We start from the raw sequence: 14,910 nt of genomic DNA, 5'->3' as shown, positions 1-14,910 counted from the left end.
TGGGTGATCCAGTTATTGTCAATGTGATTGTTCATCAGCTTTGTCAACATGATTTTTGAATTTCCTTCCATTTATTCATTTCAATTCCCGTAAAACACCTGAAAAAAGAACAAACGTTAACAAATGTTAAATTTTTGCGCATTTCGTCGATAAAAGGGTTTTTCAAAAAACAATTTTGGGATTGCTTACGTAAGATATATGTATTTCATCGAATAATTATGTTTTTGAACGAGTTAACTTTTAAGAAATACTAAATTTAAAACCCGAAATCACTTAACAACCTTATGAAAAAATTACATACCCACCTACCTACCATGTTTTTAATTGTCCTTTTTATGTTTACTTTTTCCTCTTGTGAGAAGGACAGTGACCTATTCTACGAAGCAATCATAGAACAGGAAGAAGAGATAGAAGAACAGAGTGGTTCGGAAGACGAAAACTCTGGTTCTGAAGATACTAACAACGATGGTAATAACGACAACACAGATGATGGAGACGGCGATTCTGATGGCCCTCCTCCTCCTCCAGAGGATCCGGACTTTGAAAACACCAATAAGATTTCTGGGGTCTACTATCCTGAGTCTGCGGCAGATATTTCAAATCCCGATTATGCGGAGTTCAAAGCAGTGATTACAAATTCGTTCGATTGTTCTGGATGCACCTTTTCTGAAAATCAAACCATTGAACCTGCAGGAGGCATTATCAGTGGAAGAAACATTAACTTAAATGGTGCTTTTATTGAGACTGCCTATAAGCCGGTTTTTTCTCCTGACGTTACCTTTACACAAATCTATGATAAGTCTAGATTAACACCCGAGAATTTTGGTGCAGATGGTGGTGACTCAACGGCAGATGACGAGGCGCTTTCGACTTTGATAGGGCAAAGTCAATATGCACTGGGTCAGACAGGCTCGACATATATAAAGAACCTAGAAACAAGACACAGTAGATCTGGTACCTTTAATTGGAATATGAATGGTGCTTTGGTAAGGACTACAAGTTCAGCATCGTTAAGTCATGGCAGTAGCACGGATAACCAACATAAGTACATGTTTGAGTTTGCTAACATGAATGTTGAAATAACCAATGGTACTTTTAATGGTCAAAATTTGGCTAGTAGAGCAATCTATCTTAATGGTATAACTAGTTACTATTTCGATAATGTGGTTATTCAAAATTATCTATCTCCAGGAGGTGCCTATGCCCGTGGAACTGGATTGAAAATAGACATATCGAACAATTTTGTCGGTGGCTCTTTCTTGAACGGTGTTATTGAGAACATAGGTGCCACAAGTGATAACAATGCTAATAATTCTCCTTTTGGAGTCTCTAAGGCTATCAGCCTGAACGTTGGGACAAACAATGCAAGCGAGCAATTGATACAAAATACCAGAATAGAGAATATATATGGTGATGATGCCGAAGGCTTTTACTATAGAAGTAAATATGGATTTGGGGGCTACGATCATGAAACTAACAAGGCCAACATTACATTCAACAATAATGAATTTATTGCCTGTCAGCGTAGGGCATTGAAAGTGAATGCCAGTAACTGCCAGATTACTAACAATTATATTGAAAGTGCCACGAACGATTGGATTTTTAGTGGGGCTCAAGCGGCTTTACTCCATATATTCCCTTTAAGTCCTCAAAGGCCATTGCATAATGTAAACGTGATTGGAAATACGATTAGAACCATAGGGGAAGCAAGAAACCCCGCATTTGGTATTACAGAGGCAATGAATTGTAGAATAGAGAACAATGTTTTTGAAGCGGACCATATTATGCTTCAGAGGAATGTTGCATTTGGGAATGGAAGTAATAGCGCTGGATCAAACTCTGGTTTTCTAGACAAATCCATAGTCTTTATAAATAATACGATTACCAACTATTTTATTCTTTTGAACAAGTATATGATATCCAGTAATGGTGGTATGACATTTGAGAATAACACTATTAATCTAGACATTGACAGGGGTATGGGAAGTTCTTGGGGTGCGTTTCGAAGGTCTTATCCGTCTCCAATGGATTTGAACGATTTTACTTTCAAAAATATCACCATAAACATCAATCAGAAAGTGTCAACAGGTGGTTCTTTCGGTGGCGTTCTTTGTTCAGAAGATAGCGATGTTCTAAATACTACTTTTGAAAACGTGGATATCAACTACACTGGAACGGCAGGATTGCCAACCTATCCGTTTATGATAATTGGAACGAACCCTGGAATAACAATGAACAACACCAATAGAATTATTGATTGTGATGTTTCCGGGGCAGTTGGCACAGGTGCAATAGGCTATACTGGTTCCGCAAATCCAGTGATAACAAACAGCTTTGGTGATGGAGGTACAACTTTAACCACAACCCCGAATTGATTTTTTATTTTTAAAAAAACATCGGAAAACAGAAAAACCTCTTTATCAAAAGAGGTTTTTTTTATTTCACGAGGAATTAGTATTGAATTACTTCTGAATATCTTTTTTTAAAAGGTTAATTATTATCAATTTTGAAAATCTAAAATCAAACTTTTCTCTTGGAAAATTATAATAGTATTTATCCGTTATACTTTCAGTGATATAATTGACCCAACCAAAAACCGGCCATGTTCAAGATACTAATATCTGCACTAAGAAAGTTAGGAGTTCCAATACAGAGTGATTCTTCAGAAAAAATCGTAGTTAACACGGGTTGGCTTTTTTTTGAAAGGATGCTTAGTTTATTGGCCGGACTATTCATTGGAGTCTGGGTTACTAGATATCTTGGACCGGATGAATTTGGTTTATATAGCTATGTACTAAGCTTTTCTGTTCTTTTTACATCCCTGGCATCTTTTGGAATTGATCAGATTTTGGTCAGGGATTTGGTGAAATTTCCATCAAAAAAAGATGAATTGGTAAGTACTGGATTTATCATAAAAGCTTTCGGAGCTGCTCTGACCACAATTTTGGCCTTGATAGTCGTAAGTATATTTGACTACGAAAAAGAACAAACAGGAATATTTATTCTAATAGTTGTTGGTTCTACCATTTTTAACTGTTTTTCAGTTGTTGACCTATATCTGCAATCCATTATTGAAAGCAAAAGGATTGTCAAGGTAAATTCTGCTATACTAATTTTATTTTATTCTTTAAAGATAATTTTTATTGTTTCTGAGTTTCCGCTAAGCGCTTTCGTTTTGCTTATTCCATTGGAAGGTTTAATCAAAGGATTAGGTTATTTATTGGTTTTTAGAAGGAACAATCATAAAATTATACTTTCAAAATTTAACTTTGCTCTATCCAAAGATATGATCAACGAAAGTTGGCCATTAATTTTAAGCGGTTTTGCCATATCCGTGGGCTTACGAATTGATCAAATTATGCTAAAAGAATATGTTTCACTAGAAAGATTGGGGATTTATTCCGTTGGAGTCAGATTGGCGGAACTTTCTGCATTTATACCCATGGCGCTTATGAAAAGTTTTTTTCCTAGGCTGGTAAGTTCTGTGGGTAACCAAAACGATGATTTAATAATCAAAGTGATACGGTTTATTTTCTATTTCTTATGCCTGATTGCCTTTATAGTAAGTATTATGTCCAACTTTGTGATAAAGATTTTGTACGGTGAAGAATTTATGGATAGTGCGTTGATTCTTACTATTTTAATTTGGACCATTCCACTAACATTTTTGGGAATAATTACTAATAAGCTGCTCACTATAAAAAAATATCAAAAAACTATATTCTTAAAACAGATTTCCCTTACCATCGTGAATATTGTTCTAAACTTAGTTTTGATTCCAAGTTACGGAATTATAGGAGCGGCATTTGCCACATTGATTGCGGATTTGCTAATCAATTTTTTTATGGATCTCTTTTTAAAGAAAGCAAGGTGGATATTTTATTTAAAGTTATCTGGGTTAACAAAATTCAAATAATCGCATGAAAATTTTGACGGTTGTCATGGACCTTGACTTTGGGGGAACCCAAAGAACAGCACAAATTTTTGCTGAATCTTATCATGAACTTGGTCATGAATCCAAAGTTTTGACACTTTACGGTTTAGGGTCTCGCATAAATGAAATAAATCCTGAAGTTGAGGTTTTGGATGGAATGAAGGATATTGATAAAATTGAGGGTTGGGAACCGGGAATCATACATTTTCATTCAACCGGACTTCGAGAAGAAGATGTTCGCCTAATTGTTGAAAAAAATCAGAGCTCGCACTGTAGGTTTATCGAAACCAATGTTTTCTCTAGACCTACGCCATGGGCTGATTTAATGGATGAGTCATTCCAACTTAGTACTTGGGCTGACTGGATTTTTAAATTGAAAGGAGGAGCAGAATTCAAATCTAGGATAGTTCCTAACCCAATTAGGATCGAAAGTTTTTCTCCAGCAACTGCAGAAGCCATCAAAGAGTTTAGGGAAACGCTTCAAATTCCAGAAGATGGAATTGTAATTGGTAGAATTGGTCAAGCTTTTCCAGGCAAATGGTCACCGATGCTCATTGAAGTATTCAATAATTTGGCCCAATACAACAGTAATATTTATTTGTTGCTTGTCAATGCACCAAATGGAATATTATCCTTTGCAGATAAATCCACTTATAAAGATCGGATACGACATATTCACAAAATTATTGGGGACGATAAACTTCGCATAGCCTATTCATCTATGAAGTTAATGCTACATATTGCGGAGCAGGGCGAAAGTTTTGGTATTGTCTTATGTGAATGTATATTATGTGGCACCCCTGTTGTAACCTTAAGTACACCATGGAATGATAACAGTCAATGTGAAGTCGTGGGTCACAAACGTGGTGGTTTGGTGGCAAATACAAAAAAAGGAATTATCTCTGCGGTTAAATTAATTATTGAAGATAAGATCAATATTCTAATTAGTCAACGGGCAAGCGAAATTAAGAAGAGCTTTAATTATTTGGAAATTGCAAAAAATGCACTTGGAGATAACAACAGTCAAAATTCAACAAAAAGCCGAACCGAAATTCTCAAAATTTATAAAGATAGCTTTGACAAACCCAATTTTTTGACAACATGGTTGCTATCAACAAATATGGACTTTTTTCGCAGGATGACAATATATTCCTCTGGTCATAAAAGTCTTAAGAATCTTCTAGTAAGACGCTTATTTGCAAGAAATAAAATAGAGAAAATATAGATTTTCAACACGTATACTTTCAGATTATATTTTTGATGTGATTTGATTTTTTCTTTACTAAAACAAGTTTTTTATAAAGATTTTAAAAATAGGATGCTATTTAATAAATGAAATTGTTTAAGATTTGGTCCTTTTAATTTATTCTTGATGTTCGGCAAAGGCTTCCTAAAAAAGGTGGATATAATTGGATTGATGTTAATGTTCCTATTTCTTCTCAATCCATACTCCCTTGTAATCTACATTGGTTATCTGATAGTTATATATGTTGTTGCTTTTAAGATTGGAAGTATAACCAAGCTAATTGATTCTGAAGCATTAATTTTAATTCTTTTTTCTTTCATATATACTTCATTTGATTTTTTAGGGGGTGGAGACTCAGGAATTCAAATCTTAATTATCCAAGCGATTTTCCCTTTTTCTTTCTACATTTTTGGCAAGTATTTGATTTCAAATAAACTAAGTCAAAAAGATATTTTCTTTTTACTGATTTCTTTTGCCGTTATTTATTCGGCTTCTTCTGTCGCTACGGTTTTGAAAGATATTTTGGAGGGAGGGTTTGCCCAGGTTAATAGGGATTTTAGTAGTGTTTGGGATGGTCGGGAGATTCTGGCTACGGGAATGGCTGGTTACTTAATTTACAATGTAACTTTTCCTAGCTTTATTATTTCAAAAAGTAGGTTTTTAAATGTTTTTGGTAGACTGATACTTTTATTTTTTTACTTCGTTACAATACTTTGTTCCTTTCGTCTTGGGAGTAGAACTCTGATTACCCTTACAGTATTTTCGTTGTTGTTTAGTATTGTTTATCAGATAATAATTCTAAAACCAAAGGATAAATTCATATTTATAATTCAGCTTATCGTAATTTCCCTTTTACTTTTAAATTTTGTGAGCATTGATCTTGAAGCTGATTATTTCTCAACACTTGGACATCGTTTAACAGAGGGAACGACCAGTGCTTCAAGTGCTGGGGGAAGAACTGAACTTTGGTTAAATGGATTTGCTAATATGTTTGAACACCCATTGGGATGGCAAGGAGAAGAATATGGACATAATCTGTGGATAGATACAGCAAAGGTTTCCGGTCTTTTATCCCTGTTTTTTTTACTTGTTTTTACTGTGAAATCAATAACCAACACCAAAAAAATTGTGTTTTCAAATAATATAGATCCCTCATTAAGAATATGTCTTGGCTTGTTTACTATTGTAACCTTAATATTTTTCTTTGGAGAACCTATTTTAGAAGGTAACATATATCTTTTTTTCTTCTTTTGTTTTTATCAAGGAATTGTTAAACGAATAATTGAAATTGAGACATAAATAGAGCAAAGGGAGTGTTTGCTCAGTTGATAGGAGCAATAACTAGGCAAAATTAGAATTTGTCAATTTTTGTCGACAATTTTTGTTGTATGCCTATAAAATTTGAATAAGTAATCAATCACGAATAATATAGTTCATTTTTAGCTTATGTGCGGTATTTTAGGAACAATCCCTGCCTCAGACCATGAAGTGTTCAAACATGCCTTGAATACGTTGACCCATAGGGGTCCGGACAGTTATGGAATTGAAAACATCTCCGATGAGGTTTCCCTGGGGCATAGAAGGCTTTCCATTTTGGATATTTCTGCCAATGGGCACCAACCCATGTTTCATGAAAGTAAAAGGTATGCCGTTATTTTCAATGGCGAAATCTATAATTTCTTGGAAATACAACAGGAGTTACAGGCTTTAGGGCACAATTTCAGGTCTACTTCCGATACAGAGGTGCTTCTAAAGGCCTATATCCAATGGGGAGAGGATTGTGTGTTAAAATTTAATGGTATGTGGGCCTTGGCCATTTGGGACGCTGAGACCAAAAAACTGTTCATGTCCCGAGATCGGTACGGAAAAAAGCCATTGTTCTATGCACATATTGATGGGAAGTTTGTTTTTGCTTCTGAAATGAAGGCCATATTTCCGTTTATGGAAAAATTGGAGGTTTCTGAGGACTTTCATTGGATGAAGAAGAACATTTTTTTCTATGAATCTACCGAAAAATGCCTGATTAAAGACATTAAGCGCTTTCCCGCAGGGCATAACGGACATTATGAAAATGGTGAACTAAAACTATACAGGTACTGGAACACTTTAGATCATTTGGTGGAAGTGCCCAAACGCTATGAGGAACAAGTAGAACGTTTTAGGGAACTCTTTATGGATTCCTGTAAATTGAGAATGCGTTCCGATGTAACCATTGGAACAGCCCTAAGTGGTGGATTGGACAGTAGCGCTACGATAGCAGCTATGGCCAACTTGGCAAGAAATAACAAGAGCTATTCAGATGATTGGCAGCATGCCTTTGTGGCATCCTTTCCTGGGACCCCCCTGGATGAATCCCATTATGCAAAAATGGTTACCGACCATCTGGGAATTGGGGCCACTTTCGTGGACATTGACCCATTGAAACACTGGGACAACTTGGAACACTATTTCTATCTGTTTGAAGACTTGTATATTACCTCTCCTTTACCCATGATCATGTTGTATGGCGCCGTGAAAGAAAATGGCACCACGGTTACCTTGGACGGACATGGGGCGGATGAACTTCTGAGCGGTTATCAACAAGGCGCTTTAGAAAGCCTCTGGGATGCTCGCTTCAATCCAAAGAACACTAAGGATATTTTAAATATCTATCAAGGCTCGATCAATGAAGATACGGTACAGTACAATCGCGTAGGTAACCTTAAACTATACACCAATTACATGATGAGGAAAATGGGCAAGAAGATTTTAGGCAAAAAAATGCCCTCGGTGGACAATTCCCATCGCAACTTTGGGAAATTGGATAATCTCTCGCAGTATCTCTATTCCATGTTCCATGAGAACATTTTGCCTACGCTTTTGCGCAATTATGATCGTTATGCCATGATTAATGGAGTAGAAATACGTATGCCGTTCATGGATCATAGAATTGTAAGTTTTGTAAACTCCTTGCCGTATTCGAGCAAAATAGGCAATGGATATACCAAAAGGATTGTCAGGGATGCCCTGGACCCATACCTGCCTAAGGAGGTTACATGGCGCAAGTCCAAGATAGGCTTTAGCTCACCTATTGTGGATTGGATGCAGAATGACCTATCGGAGTGGTTTTTGGATGTAGTTAATTCCAATGATTTTTTGCAATCAAATTTGGTGACGGATCCCAACCAATTGCGAAGTAAAATAACGGCAATCGTAAAAAAGGAAAATCACAACTTTACGGAAGCTCAGAAATGCTGGTCTGATTTATCTCCCTACATTTGGGGCAATGCAGTGCTTAAAAGGAATGCTGTAAATATGCAAGCTGGTTAATCGCTATCAGGACCCTATTGCCTAAAAAAGAATTATGATCAATACAATAAAAAAATGGGTGCTCTCAAGCTCTTTTCTTACTAGGGCGGCTATTTTTTTTAGAAGGATTTATCTAAAACGTAAAAAGGGCATCACCTATCAAAAGGGGACTTTCATTGGTTTTTCAGTACAATGTGAAGGAAAAAATGGCTTTGGAAAGAACAGCGCAATTGTGGGGTCTAAAATAGGTTATGGCTCCTATATTGCAGAAGGTGCTAAATTGGCCAAAGCTAACATTGGGAGATATTGTTCTATTGGCCAAAATGTGGACTGTATATTTGGCAAGCACCCTTCCAACACTTTTGTGTCTTCGCATCCTTCCTTTTTTGCCGTAAAAACTCCGGTAGGTTTCACCTATGCTGATAAGCAGTATTTTGAGGAATTTGCTACACCACATGATGACGGCTATAGCATTTCCATAGGAAATGATGTTTGGATTGGAGCCAACGTATCCTTAATGGATGGAGTACGAATTGGTGATGGGGCCATAGTGGCGGCCAATGCCTTGGTCACCAAAGATGTACCACCCTATACCATAGTTGGGGGAGTACCCGCAAAACCCATAAAAAAACGTTTTACAGAGGACGAAATTGACTTTTTATTGGATTTTAAATGGTGGGAGAAACCTACGACATGGATAGCGGAACATGCCCAATATTTTAGGAATATAGAAGCGTTTGTAAGACACCTAAACAACCAATAAGGTGAAGATTCCAATAGTTGTTGTAGCGTATAATAGACCGAGGTCTTTGTCCAGATTGTTGCAATCCTTGTCTGAAGCAAAATATTCCGGTCAGGATATCGATTTGATTATCAGTATTGACAGGGCGGACAACAACCAAGATGTGCTCAAGATCGCCAACGATTTTGAATGGAAACATGGTTCTAAGAAAGTAGTGTACCAAGAAATCAACTTGGGATTACGAAAGCATATCCTAAAATGTGGGAACCTTAGTTTGGAATATGGATCAGTAATTGTATTGGAGGATGATCTGTTCGTTTCACCAAATTTTTACCTTTTTGCAGAGCAGGCACTTGATTTCTCATCTAAGCAATCAAAAATTGGAGGTATTTCCCTGTATAATCACCAGCTTAATGTCCACACCCGAGATAATTTTAAAGCTTTGGAAGATGGATACGATAACTGGTACTTTCAATTTGCTTCTTCTTGGGGACAGGCTTGGACCAAAAATCAATGGCAAGCTTTTATGCATTGGTATGACAAAAATCCGGATATTGATGAAATTGAGGAGGTTCCTTCTTACGTTCGCAGTTGGTCTCCCAAATCTTGGCTCAAATACAATATTGCCTATTTGATTGAAAAAGAACTATACTTTTTGTATCCAAAGGTGGCATTGACAACCAACTTTAGTGATGCGGGCACCCATGTTGGCAATGACAGTACTATTTATCAGGTACCGTTGGATTATGCTGAAGAAAAAAAATATAGTTTTTCCAATCCAAAGGAGGCTTTAGCGGTTTACGATGCATTCTACGAGAATAAAACGCTTCATATAGCACTGGGGCTTAAAGAAAGTGAAGTATGTGTTGATTTATTTGGATATAAAAATTGTTTGGACAAAAGATATGTGTTGACCTCCAAGATTATGGATTACGAAATTGTTAGGTCCTACGGTAAATCCTTGAAACCGCATGAGGATAACATTCTCAGGCAAATAAATGGAAACGATTTTTTCCTTTATGACACCACCATTAAAGAAGAAAACCCGAACAAGCTGGATTGGGAGAGGAAGTTTATCTATAACTATAAAAGAATAGGTTACAAATCCACAAAAAAGCTTTTTATCAGACAAACGTTTGAAAAAATTGGGAACTTAAGGAAGAAAATCATTGGAAACTGAGGAAAGATTGGCAAAATTAAAATCTCATAAGATTTTGACGCACATGTCTTTTTTTTATTCAACAACCGATAATCCAGTAATTGGATAGTATCATCCAAAATATGAAGAAACTTTAATTGTTTACTGTACTTTTGTGGTGTTAAAACATGCATTTTTCAACCATTGACCACACCCCCATCATATGAACAGACTTGCGGTTCTTCTTACCTGTTTTAACAGGAGGGAAAAGACGATAGCAGCACTTTCGGCTTTGTTCAAAGCTCATGAAAATTCGGGGCAGAATTGGAGTATTTCTGTTTACCTTACGGATGACGGTTCTTCTGATGGAACTTCTGAAGCCGTGAAAACCAATTTCCCAGAAGTAAATATCTTGCTAGGTAACGGATTTCTATATTGGGCCGGAGGTATGCGCAATTCATGGGGCGAAGCGGTAAAGGGCAACTATGATGCCTATCTTCTGATGAATGATGACACGAATATTTACCCCCATTTGTTTGATGCTGTGCAACAAACACATGGTCATACCGTTTCCAATTATGGCCACGGCGGGGTTTATGTCGGAACCACTGTTGATTCCGAAACCAAGAAAATAAGTTACGGAGGTTCTGTGTTTAGAAACCGCTTTATGGCAACCATGAGAAGGGTGAAACCCCAGGACAAACCGGTTCCTTGCCAATTGGGAAATGCCAATATTATGTGGGTAAGCGGCAATGTAGTGGATAAAGTTGGAATTTTATCGGAGGGTTATGTGCATGGAATGGCTGATTTTGACTATACCTTAAAAGCGACAAAAAAAGGCATTCCGGTTATGGTAATGCCGGGAATTGTTGGCGAATGCGTCAATGATCATAGCAATCGCTACCTTAAATTTTTTAAGTTGCCCTTGAAAGAAAGATATAAAATGCTTTATAATCCTATAGGATTTGATTTTGTTTCACAAACCCATCATATGAAGAAGCATTTTCCGCTCAGGTTTCCCCTTTTCTTGGCAACAGGATATTTCAAAGTACTTTTTCCACAGTTATATTATCATCTCTTATATAAAAACCGAAAGAACTAGTTTATGTTGAAAAAGAACCTGATTGTGTTCGGGACCAGACCGGAAGCCATTAAAATGGCTCCATTGGTCAAGGCCTTTCAAAAATCAAAAGAATTTGAAACCAAAGTATGTGTAACGGCCCAACATCGCGAAATGTTGGATCAGGTTTTAGACTTTTTTGAAATTATCCCAGATTATGATCTCGATTTGATGAAACCTGGGCAAAATTTATACGGATTGACGGCAACCATAATTACCAGTCTTCAACCGGTTTTGGAGTCTTACAAACCAGACTTTGTCTATGTTCATGGTGATACCACCACAACTATGGGTTCAAGTATAGCAGGTTTTTATTCGGGCGCCAGGATTTGCCACGTAGAAGCAGGTTTGAGAACTTTCAACAAGTGGGCACCGTTTCCGGAAGAAATCAACAGAAGGGTAACGGGACATGTTGCGGATTTTCATTTTGCACCCACCAAAACTTCACATCAAAACCTTAGGAATGAAGGTGTGGCCGATCAAACCATTACGATTACCGGAAATACGGTTATTGATGCATTACATGAAAGCGTTGAGCGGGTTAAAAATTTGGATTCCGAAGAATTGAATACACTTAAGGAAACCATATCCCTGGACAAACGAATAATTTTGGTAACTGGTCACAGAAGGGAGAATCACGGTCAAGGCTTTATCAATATCTGTCAAGCACTTAAGGAAATTGCTCAAACTCATGATGACGTTGAAATCGTATATCCGGTTCACCTAAATCCTAAGGTCCAAAAGCCAGTATATGAACTTTTGGGGAACATGGACAATATCAAGTTGATAGACCCCTTGGCATATCCAGAATTTGTTTGGTTGATGGATCAAAGCCATCTGGTGATAACCGACAGTGGAGGAGTACAAGAGGAGGCCCCAAGTTTGGGCAAACCGGTTTTGGTGATGAGAGAAACCACAGAAAGACCGGAAGCGGTAGAAGCTGGAACTGTTATTTTGGTGGGTACGGATAAGGAAAAAATAATATCAGAGGCTTCAAAACTGCTAACCGATGAAGAAACGTATAAAAAAATGAGCAGGTTACATAACCCTTATGGGGATGGACAGGCTTGCAAAAGGATTGTAGAATACATGAAAAATCAACAATAGTGGCAAACAAAAAGGTAACTATGATGGGTTTGGGCTACATTGGTTTGCCCACTGCTGCCCTAATTGCGGGAAAAAAAACCATGGTCAACGGAGTAGATGTTAACCCTAAAGTGGTAAATACCATAAATCAAGGTAAAGTCCATATTGTGGAACCCGATTTGGAGGAAGCTGTATCCAAGGCTGTAAACGAGGGTTTTCTTAAGGCACATCTGGAACCTAAAGAGGCGGATGCGTATCTAATCGTTGTGCCTACACCATTCAAAGAAAAGAACGAACCTGATATTTCCTATGTTGAAGCGGCCACGAAGGCTATTTTGCCGTTGTTAAAAGAAGGCGATCTATATATCATCGAATCGACCTCACCCATAGGAACCACGGAAAAAATGAAAGACTTTATTTTCGGTGCCAGGCCCGAACTTGATGGAAAAATACATATGGCGTATTGCCCCGAACGTGTTCTTCCAGGAAACGTAATGTACGAACTTGTTCATAACGACCGTGTTATAGGGGGCATTGATAAAGCCTCTACGGAAAAAGCGGTTGCATTTTATTCCGAATATGTTGATGGAAAATTGCATCATACCAATGCCCGTACGGCCGAAATGTGCAAATTGGTTGAAAACTCCTCTCGGGACGTTCAAATAGCTTTTGCCAATGAACTTTCTTTAATTTGCGACAAGGCCGATATCAATGTGTGGGAACTTATTGAATTGGCAAACAAACATCCAAGGGTAAATATTTTGCAGCCAGGTTGTGGAGTAGGGGGGCACTGTATTGCGGTTGATCCTTACTTTATTGTTTCTGACTACCCCATGGAATCCAAAATTATTGGTACGGCCAGAGAAATAAATAACTACAAGTCTTTTTGGTGTGCGGAGAAAGTTCAAACGGAAAAACTTAAGTTTGAACTAGAACATGGTTATAAGCCCAGAGTTGCCCTGATGGGACTTGCCTTTAAACCAAATATTGACGATTTAAGGGAATCCCCTGCAAAATATATTGTGCAGAAAGTGTTACAGAATGTAAACAATGAGGAGTATTTTATTGTGGAGCCCAACATAGAATCACATCATATATTCAAGCTTACGGACTATAGCGAGGCATTTAAAAAAGCGGATATAGTCGTCTATTTGGTGGCGCATGATGAGTTTAAGGAATTGCCAAGGGATAGCTCAAAAAAAATCCTTGATTTTTGCGGAATACTTTCAAGGTAGGTAATAGTCTGAAGTTATGTCGAAGAATATTCTTTTTGTTACATACAAATTACAAAGCTATAGAATACCCATTTTCAATCTTATAGCCGAAGACAATGGTATTAATCTCACCGTCGCCCATTCTTCCAAAAGGTCAGAAAACAAGGAAAACAAATTCGATGAGGTAATTATCAACTTCAAAAAGATTGGAAAATTCACCTACTACGATAAGGAGTTCAATGAATTGGTTGGACAATTCGATGCGGTGGTATGTATGTTCTACCTGTTCAACCTTTCCTTTCTGAAGTTGGCGCTTAGAAGAAAAGTAAAACTGATTTTCTGGGGAATCGGTGTGCGAGCATCATATAATGCGAGGTTTGATTCGCCTACGTTTATGAACAACATCAGATATTTTTTGGCCAGGCGTTCGGATGCCATGTTGTTCTATTCCGATTATGCTAGGAACAAGTATATTAAAAAGGGAATTGCTGCTGATAAGCTTTTTGTGATGCATAATACCGTTGAAGTACTTCCTTTAGAAAAGAACGTGGTTAGAGATAACATTCTCTTTATTGGATCTTTGTATAAACAGAAGAAGATATTTGAATTGTTGGAATCATATAAGAATGCCTTGGGTGATTTTGATGGAAAACCTAAAAGGTTACATATAATTGGCAAAGGTGCCGAGTTTGATAGGATAAAAGAATGGATAGGCAAGTACAAATTGGAAAATCATATTGTTTTGCATGGGGCAATCTTTGAGGAAGCTAGGTTAAAAGAACTGTTTTCATCAGCAATAGCTTGTATTTCTCCGGGCCAAGCTGGTTTATCGGTACTTAAAAGTTTCGGCTACGGAGTTCCTTTTATAACCTATGAACATGCCATTACAGGTGGAGAAAGGCTTAATATTACAAACAATGGAAATGGAATATTGTTTAAAGATTTCAAACAATTGGATACTATAATCTTGGAGATTTTCAAAGATCCAAATAAGTTTATTAAAATGGGGGATAACGCCAAAGTATTTTATGATAATCACCGAACACCTATGATTATGGCAAATGGATTTATAGATGCGATAAATTATGTTAACGCTTAACGTCTTAACTCGGGTACCTATACCAAAAAATTATGAGAGCTTA

General features: G+C 37.2%; 10 protein-coding genes and 1 pseudogene. All 11 read left to right on the top strand.

What is annotated here, in order from left to right:
- The first annotated feature begins 284 nt into the window (after window positions 1-284).
- The 11 genes and pseudogenes from GTQ34_RS04845 (at window position 285) to GTQ34_RS04795 (ending at window position 14,867) form a co-directional block, all read left to right on the top strand.
- A complete protein-coding gene (locus GTQ34_RS04845) occupies window positions 285-2,375 on the top strand; it encodes a hypothetical protein (protein ID WP_166522612.1) in 2,091 nt (696 codons plus the stop codon).
- Between the two features lie 227 nt (window positions 2,376-2,602).
- The gene (locus tag GTQ34_RS04840; RefSeq protein ID WP_166522611.1) at window positions 2,603-3,916 is read left to right on the top strand and encodes a flippase; all 1,314 of its coding nucleotides are present in this window, start codon (window positions 2,603-2,605) and stop codon (window positions 3,914-3,916) included.
- 4 nt (window positions 3,917-3,920) lie between these two features.
- Window positions 3,921-5,159 (top strand): glycosyltransferase, encoded by a 1,239-nt coding sequence (locus GTQ34_RS04835; RefSeq protein ID WP_166522610.1) that lies wholly within the window; start codon window positions 3,921-3,923, stop codon window positions 5,157-5,159.
- A gap of 174 nt (window positions 5,160-5,333) precedes the next feature.
- Window positions 5,334-6,479 carry a hypothetical protein gene (locus GTQ34_RS04830; RefSeq protein WP_166522609.1) on the top strand — a complete coding sequence of 382 codons (1,146 nt, stop codon included), beginning with the start codon at window positions 5,334-5,336 and terminating at the stop codon, window positions 6,477-6,479.
- A gap of 147 nt (window positions 6,480-6,626) precedes the next feature.
- Window positions 6,627-8,489 carry an asparagine synthase (glutamine-hydrolyzing) gene (asnB, locus tag GTQ34_RS04825; protein ID WP_166522608.1) on the top strand — a complete coding sequence of 621 codons (1,863 nt, stop codon included), beginning with the start codon at window positions 6,627-6,629 and terminating at the stop codon, window positions 8,487-8,489.
- A gap of 448 nt (window positions 8,490-8,937) precedes the next feature.
- Window positions 8,938-9,112: pseudogene (locus tag GTQ34_RS16990) on the top strand (DapH/DapD/GlmU-related protein); the annotation flags it as partial.
- A gap of 120 nt (window positions 9,113-9,232) precedes the next feature.
- On the top strand, window positions 9,233-10,390 hold the full coding sequence (locus GTQ34_RS04815) for a glycosyltransferase family protein (protein WP_166522606.1): 1,158 nt from the start codon (window positions 9,233-9,235) through the stop codon (window positions 10,388-10,390).
- Window positions 10,391-10,571: 181 nt separating this feature from the next.
- Complete coding sequence (locus GTQ34_RS04810) at window positions 10,572-11,450, top strand: glycosyltransferase family 2 protein (RefSeq protein ID WP_166522605.1); 879 nt, start codon at window positions 10,572-10,574, stop codon at window positions 11,448-11,450.
- A 6-nt stretch (window positions 11,451-11,456) separates the two neighbouring features.
- Window positions 11,457-12,575, top strand: coding sequence for a non-hydrolyzing UDP-N-acetylglucosamine 2-epimerase (gene wecB, locus GTQ34_RS04805; RefSeq protein WP_166522779.1), 1,119 nt, complete (start codon window positions 11,457-11,459; stop codon window positions 12,573-12,575).
- A 20-nt stretch (window positions 12,576-12,595) separates the two neighbouring features.
- Entirely contained in the window at window positions 12,596-13,789 is a 1,194-nt protein-coding gene (wecC, locus tag GTQ34_RS04800) for a UDP-N-acetyl-D-mannosamine dehydrogenase (RefSeq protein ID WP_166522778.1), read from the top strand.
- A 16-nt stretch (window positions 13,790-13,805) separates the two neighbouring features.
- Window positions 13,806-14,867, top strand: coding sequence for a glycosyltransferase family 4 protein (locus tag GTQ34_RS04795; protein ID WP_166522604.1), 1,062 nt, complete (start codon window positions 13,806-13,808; stop codon window positions 14,865-14,867).
- The last annotated feature ends 43 nt before the right edge of the window (window positions 14,868-14,910 follow it).

The organism is Flagellimonas ochracea, assembly GCF_009903685.1.
Taxonomy (GTDB): Bacteria; Bacteroidota; Bacteroidia; order Flavobacteriales; family Flavobacteriaceae; genus Flagellimonas; species Flagellimonas ochracea.
This window is presented reverse-complemented; position numbering and strand designations above follow the sequence as displayed.

Bases quoted from the DNA above. Each gene is read 5' to 3' on its own strand.
- GTQ34_RS04845 (WP_166522612.1), top strand. From the start codon at position 285: ATGAAAAAATTACATACCCACCTACCTACCATGTTTTTAATTGTCCTT.
- GTQ34_RS04840 (WP_166522611.1), top strand. From the start codon at position 2,603: ATGTTCAAGATACTAATATCTGCACTAAGAAAGTTAGGAGTTCCAATA.
- GTQ34_RS04835 (WP_166522610.1), top strand. From the start codon at position 3,921: ATGAAAATTTTGACGGTTGTCATGGACCTTGACTTTGGGGGAACCCAA.
- asnB (WP_166522608.1), top strand. From the start codon at position 6,627: ATGTGCGGTATTTTAGGAACAATCCCTGCCTCAGACCATGAAGTGTTC.
- GTQ34_RS04810 (WP_166522605.1), top strand. From the start codon at position 10,572: ATGAACAGACTTGCGGTTCTTCTTACCTGTTTTAACAGGAGGGAAAAG.
- wecC (WP_166522778.1), top strand. From the start codon at position 12,596: ATGATGGGTTTGGGCTACATTGGTTTGCCCACTGCTGCCCTAATTGCG.
- GTQ34_RS04795 (WP_166522604.1), top strand. From the start codon at position 13,806: ATGTCGAAGAATATTCTTTTTGTTACATACAAATTACAAAGCTATAGA.